Source organism: Rhodopseudomonas sp. BR0M22 (assembly GCF_010907035.1).
Taxonomy (GTDB): Bacteria; Pseudomonadota; Alphaproteobacteria; order Rhizobiales; family Xanthobacteraceae; genus Rhodopseudomonas.
The window spans coordinates 1-15,223 of the sequence record NZ_QUMK01000053.1 but is presented as its reverse complement, the minus strand read 5'-3'; the positions used below and the strand labels follow the sequence as shown (position 1 = coordinate 15,223).

Genomic DNA, 15,223 nt, shown 5'->3' with positions numbered 1-15,223 from the left:
TGGCGAGTCCGAACCGGCGGTATCGTTGCCGCGGTTCGCGTGTGGCGTTTCGAACCGACGTTGTAGTCCAATGGGTCGTGCAAGCAATTGCCGGAAAGACGAGGCGACAACGAGGCTTGCGGTATTGCTGCGCCGTTTCGTCCCACACTCTCGCGCAGTTCTTGCCGCTGGCTGCATCGCTGGCATTCGGATCAGTTTCGGCCATCATGCGTTCCCGAAACGGCGTCGAAATTGCCGATCCGCTGCCTGGGTGAGTCAAGGAATGCGGCTGTCGAAGGAAAACCGCGTATGATCTTGCCGCCACGGCTCGCGTCCGTCGCGGCGGTGCTGGTCTTGCTCGCGTGCGCGCCGGCGCATGCAGAGGAAACGCCGCAACCAAAGACGGACGCCGCCGCACCGCCGGCCGCGGCCGCCCCCAGCCAGCCCGCTGCTGCAGCGGACCAAGCCAAGCCTGCCGTACCCCCCGATCAAGCCAAACCCGGCGACAGGCCGGCTGTTGAAGCGGACAAGGGTGGAGAAGCCGATACGCGCGAGTCGATCTGTCTGATGATCGAGTCGGCTGCCAAGGCGCACGATCTGCCGCTCGAGTTTTTCGCCCGGGTGATCTGGCAGGAGAGCCGGTTTCAGCCCGATGCCGTCGGGCCGGTGACGCGGAGCGGCAAGCGCGCGCAGGGTATCGCGCAGTTCATGCCCGGCACCGCCAGCGAGCGCCGGTTGCTCGATCCGTTCGATCCGGTGCAGGCGCTGCCGAAATCGGCCGAGTTTCTGAAGGAGCTGCGCGAGCAGTTCGGCAATCTCGGCCTCGCGGCCGCGGCCTACAATGCCGGGCCGCGCCGGGTGCAGGAATGGCTCGCCGGCACCGGGGGCATGCCGCTGCAAACGCGGGACTACGTGTTCGCGATCACCGGCAGTTCGGTCGACGACTGGGCCAAAGCGGGGAGCGCTGCGAAGCTACCGGAGACCAAGGCCGACACCGACTGCCGCACCCTGATGGCGCTGTTGAAGCGGGCGCCGAACCCGTTCGTCGCCGAGCTGGAACAACGCGTCAAGCTCGGCGCGGACCGGCCGTGGGGCGTGCAACTCGCTGCCGGCTTCAATCGCAACCGCGCGCTGGCGAGCTACGCGCGGGCGATGTCGCGGTTGAGTACGGTGATCGGCGAGCGCGATCCGACGTTGCTGAGCGCGGTGTTTCGCAGTCGCGGCACGCGGCCGTTTTTTCAAGTGCGGATCGGCGCCGACACCCGCGGCGAGGCCGACGATCTGTGCAAGCAGATCCGCCGGGCCGGGCAGGCCTGTCTGGTGCTGCGCAATCGGGGGATGCCAGGGTAGCGCGTGGCAGATCAGAGCCGCAGTGCGCGGCCTTGACCGCTCGCGATTTACTGCCCGTTATGCCGGCGCAATCGACCGATCGGAATCTCCGTGCCGTCTCTCGAATCTCCGCACTGGCAGACCCCGCTGCGCGCCTATCTCCGCGGCTTGATGGCGGCCGGCCAGACGGTGCTGACGCTGGTGCTGTTCGCCACCTATCTTGGTATCGGCGCGTTGGCGCATGATAGCCATTTCAGCCTCGGCTGGCTGCTCGTCTCCACGGTGCTGATGTGGGCGGGGCCGGCCCAGATCATTCTGATTTCGACGCTCGGTTCTGGTGCCACCGCAATTCAGGCGGCGATCGCCGTCACCGTCAGCGCGATCCGGCTGCTTCCGATGGTGGTGTCGGTGCTGCCGATGCTGCGGACGCCGACCACCAAGCTGCGGCAGCTGATCCTGCCGGCGCATTTCGTGGCGGTGACTCTGTGGGTCGAGTGCTTTCGGCTGCTCCCGCAGGTCCCGCGCGAGCGGCGCATCGTATTCACTGTCGGCCTCGGCACCGGTCTGGTTACCGTGTGCCTGATCGCCAATGTGATCGGCTATCTGCTCGCGGCCAATCTGCCGCAATCGTTGGGTGCCGCGATCCTTCTGCTGACGCCGCTGGCGTTTCTGCTGTCGACCGCGCGCAACTGCCGCGAACTGGCCGACTTCGTTGCTCTGGTGCTCGGGCTTGCGCTGTTTCCGCTGGTGGCACTGCTGCACACCGGCGTCGACGTGCTGATCAGCGGTGTCTCTGCAGGGACCATTGCCTACGGCGTCCATTGGATGCGGCGGCGGAGGCGCGCATGAGCGGCTTTATCGGCGACTGGCAGGCGCTGGTGGTGCTCGTGCTCGCCGGCTTCCTGCCGAACGAACTGTGGCGGATGCTTGGGCTGTGGCTCGGCGGCGGCATCGACGAAGGCTCGGAGCTTTTGATCTGGGTGCGCGCGGTCGCTACCGCGATCCTGGCCGGCGTGATCGCGCAGATCCTGGTGCTGCCGCCCGGCGCGCTGGCGGGTGTACCCGCTCTGTTGCGTTATGGGGCGGTTGCGGCCGGCCTTGCCGTGTTCCTGCTCGCACGACGATCGATTTTCGCCGGTGTGGTCGCCGGAGAGGTGGTGCTCGTCATTGGCCAACTTTGGTGGCGGTGAAACCGGATCGGTTTCGCGCTACACCAAACCATCAACCGGAAGGCGAATGGCGATGGATAGAGGCGAAATCCGCGAAGGCGAAGTGGTGGTCGAGGCGCCGCCGCCGACCGATGCCGGTCTGGTATTCATCGGTCGCATTCGCACGCCCTGGACCTCGCGCGGCGAGACGCCGCGACAGGGCAATCCCGACGGACCGGTCTGCCGGCTCGAGATCTTCGAGCCGTGGACGCAGGCTCTGCAGGGGCTGGACAAGTTCGCCCACGCGCAGGTGGTGTACTGGCTGCATCTGTCGCGCCGCGATCTGGTGATCCAGCGCGGCCACGGAATCGACGGACCGCGCGGCACGTTCGCGCTGCGCTCGCCGCTGCGGCCAAATCCGATTGGTATCTCGGCAGTGTCGGTGGTCGGGATCGAGGGCGCGACCGTGCTGGTGCGCGGCCTCGATTGCCTGGACGGCACGCCGCTGATCGACCTGAAGCCGGACCGCTGCGTGCACTCGATGGTGAAGTAGCGCCTTCAGCCCTCAGCCAGCGCCGCCTTCAGTTGCGCGGCGTGTTGTTCGAGCACCGCGGTCTCCTCCTTGCGCGAGGCCGGCGGCAGCAGCGGCACGCCATCGTGGCGGGGCATGACGTGCATGTGCAGATGGTAGACGACTTGGCCGGCGGCCGGTTCGCTGAACTGCTGTACGACGATGCCGTCGGCCTTGAACGCCTTCATCGCCGCGTGTGCGATCTTGTGCGCACCGCGCGCCACATGGGCGAAATCCTCGGGCGTGATGTCGAGGATATTACGCGCCGGTGCTTTGGGGATCACCAGCGTGTGGCCGGTCGAACGCGGCATGATGTCGAGGAAGGCGAAGACGTGATCGTCTTCATAGATTTTGTGACACGGGATTTCGCCGCGCAGGATTTTGGCGAAGATATTCTCGGGATCGTAGGCGGTCATGGCTGCTCCAGGCTTGGCGGCGCGATTGTCCCCGCCGTGCAAGGGCGGGTCAAGCCGGATCGGCGAAGTTACCTTTTTTGAAGGGGCCAGCTTCGCTCAGCTCGCGACCCATCTCGTCGACATACATTCGCTCGCGCTTCAGATAATCGGCGATCGCGCGGCGCAGTGCCGGATCGGCGATGAAGTGTGCGGAGTAGGTGGTCTGCGGCAGATAGCCACGCGCGATCTTGTGCTCGCCTTGAGCACCGGCCTCGACCACGGCGAGGCCGCGGGCAATCGCAAACTCGATAGCCTGATAGTAGCACACCTCGAAATGCAGAAACGGGTGATGCTCGATCGCGCCCCAATGCCGGCCGAACAGCGTGTCGCCGCCGATGAAGTTGATCGCGCCGGCGATCCAGCGGCCGTCGCGTTTGGCCATCACCAGCAGAACGTCCCGGCTCATGCTCTGGCCGATCAGGGAATAGAACTCCCTGTTCAGGTAGGGCCGTCCCCATTTGCGCGAGCCGGTCTCGATGTAGAACTCGAAGAATGCGTCCCAGGCCTCCTCAGTGATATCCGCGCCGGTGAGGTGATGGATGGTGATGCCGTTCGCGACTGCGTCGCGCCGCTCGCGCTTGATGCCCTTGCGATGGCGCGAGTTCAGCGTCGCGAGGAAATCGTCGAAGCTGGAATAGCCGGCATTGTGCCAGTGAAACTGCTGATCGGTGCGTTGCAGGAAGCCGCGCTCGGCGAGGAAGCGCCACTCGCTCTCGCGCGCGAAGGTGACGTGCACCGACGACGCCTTGCTGAGATCGCACAGCGCCATCAAGCCATTGGTCAGCGCGTCGCCGATGCGCGCCCGATCCGCACCTTCGCGGATCAGCAGGCGGGGCCCGGTCGCAGGGGTGAAAGGCACCGAGACCTGCAGCTTGGGATAGTAGCTGCCGCCGGCGCGTTCATAGGCATCGGCCCAGCCGCGGTCGAACACGTATTCGCCCTGCGAATGCGATTTCAGGTAGCACGGCACGAGCCCGACGATGCGGCCGTCCTCGCGGGCGATCAGGTGCCGCGGCCCCCAGCCGGTGCGGGGACTTGCCGATCGCGACTGTTCGAGCGCGGCGAAGAATGCGTGACTGAGAAACGGATTGTAGCCAGCTTTCGCGGCGGTGCAGGAACTGCCGCTTCCGGCGTCGGATCCGGGATCCGAAACGGTGACGCCGGATGCCGCGCAGGCATCCCAATCGGCGGCGGCAATCGCATCCACCGACGAGACCGCTTCGAGCGTGATGTCGGACGATGTCGTCAAGCCGTCGGACCGGTCGAGAGAGCGCTCGTGACTGTCATGCTGAAGAGATTGGGCATTTGTCGCGGCTCGTTCAAGACCGGTTCGGTCACGATTGCGGAACAAAGCCTTCGAAGATCATCTGGTCGGCGTAGCGGTCGGCACGCGCCCGCTGCTCGGGTGTCCGCACTGTCCAGCCCAGCAGCGCGCAGCCGAACACGTTGCGGACAATCCAGGGCGCCGGGGCGGGGAGATCGTCGACCCGGTAGGCGACGAAGTGAGGCTGCGTCTTGAAGCCGTGCTTCAGCGCCACCATCGGCTCACGCTGAGCCGCGTCGAGCTTGGCCCAATAATCGTCGTCGTAACGGCGCTCGGCGGTGATACCGCGCGGCAAGTTCGGCGCGAGCTGACGCAGCGCCAGCACCTGGTCGGGGTCGAACGACATCGCCGCGACCGGTCCCTGATAGCTGTCCAGCACCTGCAGCAGCCGGCGCGCGAGCTTGCGATCGCCGTCGAAGTGGCTCTTCAACTCGATCACCAGCGGCACGCGGCCGGCGACGAGGTCGCACAGCTCGCCGACCGACATCATGCGCTCGGGCGTATCCTTGAACGGCACCTGCCGGAGCTGCGCCGCTGTCATTCCCAGCAGGGCGCCGGCGCCATCGGTCAACCGGCCGAGATCGTCGTCATGGTGGACCATCGCTTCGCCGTCGGCGGTGAGCTGGATGTCCACCTCGATGTTGAAATTGCCGGCGATCGCCGCATTGATTGCGCCGGGCATGTTCTCAACGATGCCGCGGATGCGGTCGTGCAGGCCGCGATGCGCGACCGGTCGGGCGGTCAGCCAGTCGGGCGCGCGCATCGCCGAGGGTCTCCTGCGTGTTACGCGACTTCGAACAGGCCTTCGACCTCGACCGCGGCATTGGCCGGCAGCGAGGCGACGCCCACGGTGGTGCGGGCGTGGCGACCCTTGTCGCCGAACACCGCGACCATCAGGTCCGAGGCGCCGTTCAGCACTTTCGGGCCATCGACGAAGTCAGGCGTCGAGTTGATGAAGCCGCCCAGCCGCACCACACGCACCACCTTGTCGAGATCGCCCAGCGCGGCCTTGAGCTGCGCCAGCAGATTGATCGCGCAGGCGCGCGCCGCGGCATTGCCCTGTTCGATCGAGACGTCGGCGCCGAGCTTGCCCTTGGCTACCAGCTTGCCTTCGCCGTCGAAGCAGACCTGCCCGGATACCACCAGCAGGTTGCCGGTGCGGACGAAGCCGACATAGTTGGCGACCGGGCTTGCCGGCTCGTGCAACACGATGCCCTGCGCGGTCAGTTTCTGCTCGATCACCCCGGTCATGCCGATCCCCATTTGCTCTTCGATTTGTCCCAGCGTGGACGCGCCGGGCGGTCTTGTTTGGCCGATTGCGCCGGCCGTTGCAAGCAAGCCGCTGAGGCCGCCGGCCTCGCCCTACCGGCTGAGGGCAAGGCGAGAGGTTGGTTCCGTTCGCAGGAGTTTGAAGCAAATGCTCCGTGATTTCACCGCAATCCGATGATCCAGAAAGTCCCGGCCGTTGCGGTGACTCCGGCCACCACCTATTCTAACCGTTATCGCTATCAGGGAGACGACATGCCCGTGTCACGACAGACGACGCGACCGAGCCGGGGACTGCTGGCAATCGTGGCGGCGTTCGCCATGTCGACCGGATCGGCGGCGTTCGCCGGCCCCGCGATCAACTTCCTGCCGCATCAGGCGCTTTACGATCTCAGCCTGCTGAAGACCCGCAACAACGCCTCGGTGAATACGGTGCGCGGTCGCATCCTGTACAACTTTTCGGGCAACGCCTGCGAGGGGTACACCTCCGATTTCCGCCAGGTGTCGGAGATCGAGAGCGGCGAGGGCAAGAACACGCTGAGCGATCTGCGCTCGTCGAGCTGGGAGGACGCCGCCGGCAAGAGCTATCGCTTCAAGATCGGCACCCGGATGGACGACTCGACCGAGAGCGATGTCGACGGCATCGCCGAGCGCACCGGCGATCATATCACGGTGAAGTTGAAGCAGCCGGTGCAGAAGACATTCCAGCTCGATGGCGCCACGGTGTTTCCGACCGAGCAGATCGAACGCATCATCGAAGCCGCGCGCGCCGGCAAGTCACTGCTGAACCTGTCGGTCTATGACGGCTCCGACAATGGCGAGAAGGTCTACAACACGCTGACGGTGATCGGGCAGCCGATCAAGGGCAGCAGCGCGGTCGCGTCGCCCGATCCGTCCACCAGCGACGACGCGATGAAGTCGCTGACGCGCTGGCCGGTGACCGTGAGCTACTACGACCGCGACGCCAAAGCCAACGCCGGCGAACAGACACCAGTCTATTCGATGTCGTTCGAACTCTACGAGAACGGCGTCTCACGCTCGCTGGTACTCGACTACAACGATTTCGTCCTTGCCGGCGCAATGGGCAAGCTCGAGGTCAAGGCGGGCAAGCCGTGTAAGTAACCACGCCCTTATCCCTGCGGCTTCTGCACCCGATCGAACGCGATGCCGCGGACCACGGCGGCGTCGCCGAATTTCCTGCGCAGGTCGTCGATCGCGCGCTCGGCGTGCGCCGAGCGGCGGTCGAGCATGTCGTCCTCCGTCGGCCCGGTCTGCTCGGTGAGAGCGCTGACACCCGTGCCGATCAGCCGGAATGCCGTGCCATCGACCTCCTTGCTCAGCATCTCGCGCGACACCGAAAAGATCCGGTTCGCCATCTGGGTCGGCGCGTGGATGGTCTGCGCCCGGGTGCGCTGGCGGAAGTCGGCGGTCTTCAGCTTCAAGGTGATGGTCGAGCCGGAGAGGGCGGCGCTCTTCAGGCGCGACGACACTTTCTCCGACAGTCGCCACAGGATCTTCTCCAGCGTCGCAAGGTCGCGGATGTCATCTTCGAAGGTGGTCTCGTTGGAGATCGACTTGGCACCGCGATCGGGCACCACCTTGCGGTCGTCGATGCCGCGCGCCAGCCGCCACAGCCGCCTTCCTTCGTCGCCGAATTGCCGCATCAGCTCGATCTCGTCGGCGCGCTGCAAGTCGGCGATGGTGCGGAAGCCACGGTTCGCCAGCCGCGACGCCGTCGCCGGGCCGACCCCGAAGATGAAGCCGACCGGCCGCGGCGCCAGCATTTCGCGGGCTTCGTCCTGATCGAGCGCCGCGAAGCCGCGCGGCTTGTCGAGATCGGACGCAATCTTGGCCAGGAACTTGTTGCATGACAGTCCGACCGACGCGGTAACGCCGATATCGCGCTCGACCTCTCGGACGAATTTCGCCAGCACCTTGGCCGGGATCATGCCGTGCATCCGCTCGGTGCCGGCCAGGTCGAGGAATGCTTCGTCGATCGACAGCGGTTCGACCAGCGGCGTCAGCGCGCGCATCGCCTGTCGCACCTCGCGTCCGACCCGCACGTACTTCGCCATATCGGGTCGCACCACCGTCGCCGATGGGCACAGCGCCAGCGCCTTGAACATCGGCATCGCCGAGCGCACCCCGAAGGTCCGGGCGATGTAGCAGGCTGCCGACACCACGCCGCGCTTGCCGCCCCCGACGATCACCGGCTTGTCGGCAAGGTCCTGATTGTCGCGCTTCTCAACCGTCGCATAGAACGCGTCGCAGTCGATATGCGCGAGCGACAGCGCGCCGAGCGACCGGTGCCGCAGCAGCCGCGGCGATCCGCAGGCCGAGCAGCGCCGCGCCTCGGCGCGCTGGTCGGCGAGGCAATCCCGGCAGAAGCCGGGCGCAGCAGGTACGGCCGGGTCGTCGCCGCTCACGGCGTGTCACGCTCCCAGCGCTTGTCCTCCAGCACCTGCAGGGCCGCGGCGACGTTGGTGGGGTGAAGCTGGACCGAGTCGGCGAAGGCTTTGGCAGTGGCGTCGTCGCGCAGCACGAAGTTCAGCACGCTGATCAGGAACTGCGGATCGGCGGCGGAACTGCGCAGGGTCTCCGGGCCGATCCCGGTCTCAGCGAGAAACAGGCCGAGCCGCTCGGGATCTCCCGCGATGAAGGAGAGCGCCTGAATCGCTACGATTTCAGCCGCTTGGCGGGGGTCTTGAAGCCGCTTTCGCATCGGTTGTGTTTGCCTTTCCGTAACTTCTCGTCTGTATTTTATTCAATCATGCCCGAGTCTTGCGGCTTGTCGAACGATCGCGGGCCGCCGGCCCGGGCATTTTAGTGTGAGTATTGGAGGGCGGGATGGCGAAAACCGTCCTGATCGTCGAAGACAACGAGCTCAATATGAAGCTCTTTCGCGACTTGCTGGAGGCTCACGGCTACCAGACGGCGGGAACGAGCAACGGATATGAAGCGCTCGACCTGGTTCGCAAGCTGCGCCCCGATCTGATCCTGATGGACATCCAGTTGCCGCAGGTGTCCGGGCTCGAAGTCACGCGCTGGATCAAGGACGATGCCGAACTCCGTCACATTCCGGTGGTAGCCGTCACGGCGTTCGCGATGAAGGGCGACGAGGAACGAATCCGCGAAGGCGGTTGCGAAGCCTATTTGTCGAAGCCGATCTCGGTCGGCAAGTTCATCGAGACGGTTCGGCGGTTCATCGGTTAGGAGTTGCATCGTGTCAGCGCGCATCTTGGTGGTCGACGACATTCCGACGAACGTCAAGCTGCTCGAGGACCGGTTGTCGGCGGAGTATTTCGACGTCGTCACCGCGTCGAACGGCTTTCAGGCGCTGGAGATCTGCCAGCGCGCCGAATGCGACATCGTGTTGCTCGACGTGATGATGCCGGAGATGGACGGCTTTGAGGTCTGTCGGCGGCTGAAATCGAATCCCAAGACGCATTTCATCCCGGTCGTGATGGTGACGGCGCTCGACAGCCCGGCGGACCGGGTGCGTGGGCTCGAAGCCGGCGCCGACGATTTTCTCACCAAGCCGGTGTCCGATGTCGTGCTGATCGCGCGCGTGCGGTCGCTGACCAGGCTGAAGATGATGACCGACGAGCTGCGGATGCGGGCGATCACCTCGCTCGAAATCGGCATGCAGGCGCCGGAGCGTGAGGCGATCTCGGATCAGGGGAAGGGGGGCCGGATCCTGCTCGTCGACGATCGGCCGTCGTCCTACGAGCGACTGGCACCGCTGCTGAGCGCCGAACACGATGTCGATGTCGAAACCAACCCGTCGGAGGCGCTGTTCCACGCCGCTGAAGGCAATTACGACCTGCTGATCGTGTCGCTGGGGCTGGAGAATTTCGACGGCCTGCGGCTGTGCAGTCAGGCCCGCTCGCTGGAGCGCACCCGGCATGTGCCGATCCTGGCGATCGCGGATGCCGAGAACAATGCGCGTCTGCTGCGCGGGCTCGAGATCGGCGTGAACGACTATCTGCTGCGTCCGGTCGACAAGAACGAATTGATGGCGCGGGCGCGGACCCAGATCCGCCGCCGCCGCTATACCGATCATCTGCGCGACAACGTGCAGCATTCGATCGAGATGGCGATCACCGACGGGCTGACCGGGCTGCATAATCGGCGCTACATGGAGAGCCATCTGGCGACGCTCGCAGAACAGGCCGGCGCCCGAGGCAAGCCGCTGGCGCTGATGATCCTCGACATCGACTTCTTCAAGTCGATCAACGACAGCTACGGTCACGATGCCGGCGACGATGTGCTGCGCGAGTTCGCACTCCGGATCAGGAAGTCGATCCGTGGCATTGATCTCGCCTGTCGCTACGGCGGCGAGGAATTCGTGATCGTGATGCCGGAAACCGATCTGCACGTCGCGCAGATGGTGGCAGAACGGCTGCGCCGCGCCATTGCCGGCGAGCCGTTCGCGGTCGAGAAGGGCGCGCGCCGGATCGAAGTCACGATCTCGATCGGGCTGTCGACGCTGGAACGCAAGGGCGAGCCGATCCCCGACCTCTTGAAGCGTGCCGACACCGCGCTGTACCGGGCCAAGCACGATGGCCGCAATCGGGTGGTCGCCGCGGCGGCGTAATGCCGCCTCTGGCATTGTTCCCGAAATGGGAACGTGCTACTAACGCGCATGCGTCTGATCGCCCGCAACGTGCTGGTCGAGTTCTGGGGCAAACACCCGGAAGCCAAGCCATCTGTCGAGCTTTGGTACGCGTTGATCAGGGCGGCTGGCTGGACCTCGACCGACGACGTTCAGAAGGCCGCACCCAAGGCCAAAGTGCTCAATCGTGAGCGCGTCAGGTTCGAGATCGCTGGCGGCAGTTTTCGATTGGTGGCCGCCTTCGATTTCCGTCGTCAGATCGCGTTTGTGAAGTTCATCGGGACGCACGCCGAATACGATCGGATCGATGCGTTGACCGTGTCGCAATTCTGAGGAGATCGCCGTGGACCTTCGCCCGATCCGGACTGACGAGGATCACCGCGCCGCACTGGCCGCGATTGAGGCTTGCTGGGGGGCGCCGGAAGGATCGGAAGAGGGCGACAGGCTCGACGTCCTGTTGGCGCTGGTCGAGCTTTATGAAGCGAAACGGTGGCCGATCGCGATTGGCGAAGATCAGGACCCGGTCGATGTACTGCAATACGCCATCGACGAACTCGGGCATACGCAGACTGAGTTGGCCGAACTTCTCGGCTCGCGGTCGCGAGCATCCGAGGTGCTATCGCGTCGTCGCGCACTCACCGTCGAGATGATCCGCAAAATCGCTGACGCCTGGAAAATTCCCGCCGACCTTCTGGTTCGGCCTTACAAAACCGAACACGCAGCCTGAGACCGGCCGCTCCATGTGGAGTTCAACCGCAGCCTCATCCCTGCTGGAGCAGGCGGCAAATAGAAACGGGGCCCGAAGGCCCCGCGGAAGGAATGCTGTCAGTGAGCCGGTGGCGGCTTACTTGATCTTGGCTTCCTTGAATTCGACGTGCTTGCGCGCGACCGGGTCGTACTTCTTCTTGACCATCTTGTCGGTCATGGTGCGCGAGTTCTTCTTCGTCACGTAATAGAACCCGGTGTCGGCCGTCGACACGAGCTTGATCTTGATGGTGACCGCCTTGGCCATGGTCTCAAACCTCGAATTTGGGAATAAACAGGCGAGGTCGAACGTCAGGACCCGCGTTTGGCCGGCAAACTAGCCGCGAATGCCCGAAAGTCAAGGTTCTCGGCAGGGATAGGCGGCTGCGAACGGCAAAATTGCTTTGAAGTCCTGAAATTTGCGCCCAAAGCCGCCAAAAACACGGCCAAGCCGACAAGACAGCGTTCCGCGCATCGCAGATCTTCCTCAAGCTGCCCTCGATTTCGGCCAGTTGCGACCCATGTTCGCAAACCCGCCCCGATTCTGTGACGAAAGGCCCCCCACATGAGCGTCAGCGAGCCGGCCCTGCGCATGGCGCAAGATTCTGGCCCCGAGCCTTCGCCGACTCCTGGCGAGGGTGGAGCAGCGATGCCGGGGCCGGCAATGGGCGCCGGGCTGACGATGGCGATGGCGGCTGCCGCAGGAATCAGCGTCGCCAACATCTATTACAACCAGCCGATGCTCGGTGTGATCGAGCGCGACCTCGGCAACACGGCGCTGACCGGGATGATCCCGACGGCGACCCAGCTCGGCTACGCGGTCGGTCTGTTCCTGCTGGTGCCGCTCGGCGATCTGACCGACCGGCGGCGGCTGATCGCCGGCCAGTTCGTGCTGTTGGCTGTGGCAGCCGCGCTGGTGGCACTGGCACCCTCGGCCTGGCTGATCATTGCCGCCTCGCTGGCGCTCGGCGCCTGCGCGACGGTCGCCCAGCAGGTGGTGCCGTTCGCGGCGGCGCTGTCGGCGCCGGAGCGGCGGGGCAAGACGATCGGACTGGTGATGGCCGGGCTGCTGGGCGGCATCCTGCTGGGCCGGACAGTGGCGGGCTTCGTTGCTGGGCATTTCGGCTGGCGCGAAATGTTCTGGCTGTCTGTGCCGGCGGCCCTCGCGACGGCGGCGCTGATGGCGTGGCTGCTGCCGCGCCAACACGGTCACCTCGATATCAGCTATGGCGCCGCCCTGAAGTCGTTGGCATCGCTGTGGCGCCAGCAGCCGGATTTGCGGCGCGGGACCGCCGTGCAGGCTTCGCTGTTCGCCTCCTTCAGCGTGTTCTGGACGGTGTTGGCGCTGCATCTCCAGGAGCCGAAGTTTGGGCTCGGGTCGCAGGCGGCGGGTCTGTTCGGCCTCGTCGGCGTGGTCGGCGTGTTGGCGGCGCCGATCGCCGGCCGGATCGCGGACCGGCGCGGGCCGGGGCCGGTGATCGCGATCGGCGCCGCGCTGGTGCTGGTGGCGTGGGGATTGTTCGGACTTTGGGGAAGCATCGCCGGACTGCTGATCGGCGTGGTGGTGCTGGATTTCGGCCTGCAGGGCGCGCTGATTTCCAACCAGCACATCGTCTACGCGCTGGTGCCGGAGGCGCGAAACCGGCTCAACACCGTGTTCATGACCGGGATGTTCATCGGCGGATCGATCGGCTCGGCCGGTGCCGCCTTCGCTTGGGCCCACGGTGGCTGGGCGATGGTCAGCCTCTATGGCGGCGCGCTGGCTGCAATCGCCTTGCTGCTCGAACTGACGGCGCGGTGGTCGCACCGTTAGTCCGAGCTTGGCCGTACAGATGCAGGCCGGGCGTCTAGCCGCCCGGCAGCATGTCCTTCTGCATCTTGCCGCCGTAGAAGTGGAAGAACGGCACCGGCGCGTCGTGCCGCAGCGGGCCGGTGGCGAGCCGGCGATCGAGTTCGCCGAGCACGTTCTTGGTCATCGGATGCAGATCGGCGAGCGGCTTGGAGCCGAGCTCGACCCACACCAGTTCGACCAGTTCGGCGTCGGCATGGATCACGCCGTCGACGCGGTGCGCGATCGCCGAAGCATCGGCGGTGAAGAAGCGGGTGTCGAACCGCTTGATGCGGCCGGGCGGAGTAATCGCGCGCGCGATCAGGAACAGCCCGGACGGATCGGGCAGCAGGCCGGCTTCAGCGAACGGCTGCCACGGACCGGCGAGCTTCGCCTTGGTTTCGGTCTTGCAGCCGAGGCAGAGCCCGGTCTCCTCGCAGGCCTCGCGGATCGCCGCGATGGCCAGCGCGCGGGCGCGTGACGGCGTGGTTTTCGGGCTGCCTTTCAGCAGATTGGCTTCCAGCTCCGGCGGGATCGGCGCCGCGACCGGGACGCGGACATCGCTCTTGTCGACACGGCCACCGGGAAACACGAACTTGCCGGGCATGAACACGACGTTGTCGTGGCGCTTGCCGACCAGCACCTTCGGCGTCGAACCGCTGCGATCGACCAGGATCAGTGTCGCGGCGTCCTTGGGACGGAAATAGGGATGGTGGCTGGGTTCCTGGTGGTCCTGCTCGACCTTCGGCTCGGTCTGTGTCGCGGATTCGGTCATATCGCTCCCGTTGTCGTTTCTTGTTGGTGTTGTTGTCGTTGTGCCGCCGCGAGGAACCGCGCCGTCAGTGGTCCGGGTTGGTCTCGTCGAAGCCGTGCATCCGGAATGCCCATTGCAACCCGACCACCGCGCCTTTGACCGGCTGCAGCAATAGCAGCGAAGCTATCAGGGTGAAAGGCAGGTAGATCGCGAGCTGCAGCTCCACCGGCGGCGCGAAACGGGTTTCGATCGACAGTGCCATCGGCACCACGATATGGCCGACGATCACGATCACCAGATACGCCGGCAGATCGTCGGCACGGTGGCCGGTGAAATCCTGGCCGCATTGGTCGCAGCGGTCGGCGGTCTTGAGGAACGCGCGAAAGATCCGGCCTTCGCCGCAGTTCGGGCAACGGCCGCGGAAGCCGCGCCACATCGCCTGCCAGACGTTGCGCTGCTGCGAAGGGGCGGATTGCGGCGGCCAGACGATCGGCTCGCGTGACAGCGTGGTCATCAGCGTTTTCCTCTCCCGGACTTGGCCTTTTGTTTCGGCTTCGCCGCTTTCCGCGCCTTCGCCCGTCCGGGCTTGGCGCGCGCCGACTTGCCGCTGTCGGTTTTCAGCTTGGCCTTGCTCGTCCCCTTGGTCTTGCGTGCCGTCTTGCGGTGCGTGAATTCAACGTTGGCGTTGCCGACGAGTTCGAACCGAAGTGCGCCGGCCACCGGTGCAGCTTCCACCAGCTTGACGTCGACCACATCCCCCAGCCGGTGCATGGCCCCGCTGCGCGAGCCGATGAGCGCGTGGCGGGTTTCGTCGTAGTTGTAATACTCGTCGCCGAGCGAGCGGATCGGGATCAACCCGTCAGCGCCGGTGTCGCTCAGCTTGACGAACAGGCCGGCCTTGGTGACGCCCGAGACGCGGCCCTGGAACGTGGCGCCGATCCGGTCGGCGAGATGGTGCGCGATCAGTCGGTCGACGGTCTCGCGCTCGGCCTTCATCGCGCGCCGCTCGGTGAGCGAGATCTGCGCGGCGACTTCCGCCAGCGTCTCGACCGTCTCGGTCTGCGGCAGCGCGCCGTCGCCGAGATCGAGCGCGCGGATCAGCGCGCGGTGCACCACGAGATCGGCGTAGCGCCGGATCGGCGAGGTGAAGTGTGCGTAGCGCCGCAGGTTCAGGCCGAAATGGCCGTAGTTCTCGGAGCTGTATTCCGCC

At 65.5% G+C, this 15,223-nt stretch carries 20 protein-coding genes; 10 read left to right on the top strand and 10 right to left on the bottom strand.

The genetic code is table 11. The annotated features are described in order from the left end of the window. Positions 1–288 precede the first annotated feature (288 nt). The 4 genes from DY468_RS17105 to tsaA all read left to right on the top strand — a co-directional run bounded on the left by DY468_RS17105 (position 289) and on the right by tsaA (position 3,009). Entirely contained in the window at positions 289–1,329 is a 1,041-nt protein-coding gene (locus DY468_RS17105; RefSeq protein WP_164605999.1) for a lytic transglycosylase domain-containing protein, read from the top strand. Positions 1,330–1,479: 150 nt separating this feature from the next. Beyond that, on the top strand, positions 1,480–2,157 hold the full coding sequence (locus DY468_RS17100; RefSeq protein WP_164606017.1) for an AzlC family ABC transporter permease: 678 nt from the start codon (positions 1,480–1,482) through the stop codon (positions 2,155–2,157). Further along, entirely contained in the window at positions 2,154–2,498 is a 345-nt protein-coding gene (locus DY468_RS17095) for an AzlD domain-containing protein (RefSeq protein WP_164605998.1), read from the top strand. The genes DY468_RS17100 and DY468_RS17095 overlap by 4 nt, the downstream gene beginning before the upstream one ends. Positions 2,499–2,550: 52 nt before the next feature. Beyond that, positions 2,551–3,009, top strand: a complete 459-nt coding sequence (gene tsaA / locus DY468_RS17090) for a tRNA (N6-threonylcarbamoyladenosine(37)-N6)-methyltransferase TrmO (RefSeq protein ID WP_455406884.1) — start codon at positions 2,551–2,553, stop codon at positions 3,007–3,009. 5 nt (positions 3,010–3,014) lie between these two features. On the opposite strand, the gene DY468_RS17085 is transcribed toward tsaA, so the two are convergent. From DY468_RS17085 to DY468_RS17070, 4 genes are all read right to left on the bottom strand, one after another. Continuing rightward, complete coding sequence (locus tag DY468_RS17085) at positions 3,015–3,443, bottom strand: HIT family protein (RefSeq protein WP_164605996.1); 429 nt, start codon at positions 3,441–3,443, stop codon at positions 3,015–3,017. 49 nt (positions 3,444–3,492) lie between these two features. Then, positions 3,493–4,731 (bottom strand): GNAT family N-acetyltransferase, encoded by a 1,239-nt coding sequence (locus tag DY468_RS17080; protein WP_164605995.1) that lies wholly within the window; start codon positions 4,729–4,731, stop codon positions 3,493–3,495. Positions 4,732–4,816: 85 nt separating this feature from the next. Next, positions 4,817–5,569 carry a glycerophosphodiester phosphodiesterase gene (locus tag DY468_RS17075; RefSeq protein ID WP_164605994.1) on the bottom strand — a complete coding sequence of 251 codons (753 nt, stop codon included), beginning with the start codon at positions 5,567–5,569 and terminating at the stop codon, positions 4,817–4,819. A 20-nt stretch (positions 5,570–5,589) separates the two neighbouring features. After that, positions 5,590–6,057, bottom strand: coding sequence for a RidA family protein (locus tag DY468_RS17070; RefSeq protein ID WP_164605993.1), 468 nt, complete (start codon positions 6,055–6,057; stop codon positions 5,590–5,592). Positions 6,058–6,327: 270 nt separating this feature from the next. Here DY468_RS17070 and DY468_RS17065 point away from each other — a divergent pair, with 270 nt between their 5' ends. Continuing rightward, entirely contained in the window at positions 6,328–7,194 is an 867-nt protein-coding gene (locus DY468_RS17065) for a cell envelope integrity EipB family protein (RefSeq protein WP_164605992.1), read from the top strand. Between the two features lie 8 nt (positions 7,195–7,202). Here the strand turns inward: DY468_RS17065 and DY468_RS17060 are convergent, their stop codons facing one another. Both DY468_RS17060 and DY468_RS17055 read right to left on the bottom strand, forming a co-directional pair. Further along, the gene (locus DY468_RS17060) at positions 7,203–8,498 is read right to left on the bottom strand and encodes a DNA polymerase IV (protein WP_164605991.1); all 1,296 of its coding nucleotides are present in this window, start codon (positions 8,496–8,498) and stop codon (positions 7,203–7,205) included. Beyond that, a complete protein-coding gene (locus DY468_RS17055; protein WP_011158679.1) occupies positions 8,495–8,794 on the bottom strand; it encodes a DUF3572 domain-containing protein in 300 nt (99 codons plus the stop codon). The genes DY468_RS17060 and DY468_RS17055 overlap by 4 nt, the downstream gene beginning before the upstream one ends. A gap of 125 nt (positions 8,795–8,919) precedes the next feature. On the opposite strand from DY468_RS17055, the gene DY468_RS17050 reads away from it, so the two are divergent. The 4 genes from DY468_RS17050 to DY468_RS17035 are packed head-to-tail and all read left to right on the top strand — an operon-like array spanning position 8,920 to position 11,414. Next, positions 8,920–9,285: a response regulator gene (locus DY468_RS17050; protein ID WP_011158678.1), complete on the top strand. Its 366-nt coding sequence runs from the start codon at positions 8,920–8,922 to the stop codon at positions 9,283–9,285. 10 nt (positions 9,286–9,295) lie between these two features. After that, positions 9,296–10,669: a PleD family two-component system response regulator gene (locus DY468_RS17045; protein ID WP_164605990.1), complete on the top strand. Its 1,374-nt coding sequence runs from the start codon at positions 9,296–9,298 to the stop codon at positions 10,667–10,669. A gap of 48 nt (positions 10,670–10,717) precedes the next feature. Beyond that, on the top strand, positions 10,718–11,020 hold the full coding sequence (locus DY468_RS17040; protein WP_205512452.1) for a type II toxin-antitoxin system HigB family toxin: 303 nt from the start codon (positions 10,718–10,720) through the stop codon (positions 11,018–11,020). A 10-nt stretch (positions 11,021–11,030) separates the two neighbouring features. After that, positions 11,031–11,414, top strand: a complete 384-nt coding sequence (locus tag DY468_RS17035) for a helix-turn-helix domain-containing protein (RefSeq protein ID WP_164574065.1) — start codon at positions 11,031–11,033, stop codon at positions 11,412–11,414. A 117-nt stretch (positions 11,415–11,531) separates the two neighbouring features. On the opposite strand, the gene rpmG is transcribed toward DY468_RS17035, so the two are convergent. Further along, positions 11,532–11,699, bottom strand: a complete 168-nt coding sequence (gene rpmG / locus DY468_RS17030; protein WP_011158674.1) for a 50S ribosomal protein L33 — start codon at positions 11,697–11,699, stop codon at positions 11,532–11,534. A gap of 297 nt (positions 11,700–11,996) precedes the next feature. Here rpmG and DY468_RS17025 point away from each other — a divergent pair, with 297 nt between their 5' ends. Further along, a complete protein-coding gene (locus DY468_RS17025; protein WP_205512450.1) occupies positions 11,997–13,244 on the top strand; it encodes an MFS transporter in 1,248 nt (415 codons plus the stop codon). Between the two features lie 34 nt (positions 13,245–13,278). Here the strand turns inward: DY468_RS17025 and DY468_RS17020 are convergent, their stop codons facing one another. The 3 genes from DY468_RS17020 to DY468_RS17010 all read right to left on the bottom strand — a co-directional run. Then, on the bottom strand, positions 13,279–14,034 hold the full coding sequence (locus DY468_RS17020; RefSeq protein ID WP_164605987.1) for an NUDIX hydrolase: 756 nt from the start codon (positions 14,032–14,034) through the stop codon (positions 13,279–13,281). A 64-nt stretch (positions 14,035–14,098) separates the two neighbouring features. Beyond that, positions 14,099–14,527, bottom strand: coding sequence for a DUF983 domain-containing protein (locus tag DY468_RS17015; RefSeq protein ID WP_164605986.1), 429 nt, complete (start codon positions 14,525–14,527; stop codon positions 14,099–14,101). Then, a partial coding sequence (locus DY468_RS17010; RefSeq protein WP_164605985.1) for an RNB domain-containing ribonuclease occupies positions 14,527–15,223 on the bottom strand: 697 nt, incomplete at its 5' end. The genes DY468_RS17010 and DY468_RS17015, both read right to left, overlap by 1 nt.

Bases quoted from the DNA above. Each gene is read 5' to 3' on its own strand.
- DY468_RS17105 (WP_164605999.1), top strand. From the start codon at position 289: ATGATCTTGCCGCCACGGCTCGCGTCCGTCGCGGCGGTGCTGGTCTTG.
- DY468_RS17100 (WP_164606017.1), top strand. From the start codon at position 1,480: ATGGCGGCCGGCCAGACGGTGCTGACGCTGGTGCTGTTCGCCACCTAT.
- DY468_RS17095 (WP_164605998.1), top strand. From the start codon at position 2,154: ATGAGCGGCTTTATCGGCGACTGGCAGGCGCTGGTGGTGCTCGTGCTC.
- tsaA (WP_455406884.1), top strand. From the start codon at position 2,551: ATGGATAGAGGCGAAATCCGCGAAGGCGAAGTGGTGGTCGAGGCGCCG.
- DY468_RS17085 (WP_164605996.1), bottom strand. From the start codon at position 3,443: ATGACCGCCTACGATCCCGAGAATATCTTCGCCAAAATCCTGCGCGGC.
- DY468_RS17075 (WP_164605994.1), bottom strand. From the start codon at position 5,569: ATGCGCGCGCCCGACTGGCTGACCGCCCGACCGGTCGCGCATCGCGGC.
- DY468_RS17070 (WP_164605993.1), bottom strand. From the start codon at position 6,057: ATGACCGGGGTGATCGAGCAGAAACTGACCGCGCAGGGCATCGTGTTG.
- DY468_RS17065 (WP_164605992.1), top strand. From the start codon at position 6,328: ATGCCCGTGTCACGACAGACGACGCGACCGAGCCGGGGACTGCTGGCA.
- DY468_RS17055 (WP_011158679.1), bottom strand. From the start codon at position 8,794: ATGCGAAAGCGGCTTCAAGACCCCCGCCAAGCGGCTGAAATCGTAGCG.
- DY468_RS17050 (WP_011158678.1), top strand. From the start codon at position 8,920: ATGGCGAAAACCGTCCTGATCGTCGAAGACAACGAGCTCAATATGAAG.
- DY468_RS17040 (WP_205512452.1), top strand. From the start codon at position 10,718: ATGCGTCTGATCGCCCGCAACGTGCTGGTCGAGTTCTGGGGCAAACAC.
- rpmG (WP_011158674.1), bottom strand. From the start codon at position 11,699: ATGGCCAAGGCGGTCACCATCAAGATCAAGCTCGTGTCGACGGCCGAC.
- DY468_RS17025 (WP_205512450.1), top strand. From the start codon at position 11,997: ATGAGCGTCAGCGAGCCGGCCCTGCGCATGGCGCAAGATTCTGGCCCC.
- DY468_RS17020 (WP_164605987.1), bottom strand. From the start codon at position 14,034: ATGACCGAATCCGCGACACAGACCGAGCCGAAGGTCGAGCAGGACCAC.
- DY468_RS17015 (WP_164605986.1), bottom strand. From the start codon at position 14,527: ATGACCACGCTGTCACGCGAGCCGATCGTCTGGCCGCCGCAATCCGCC.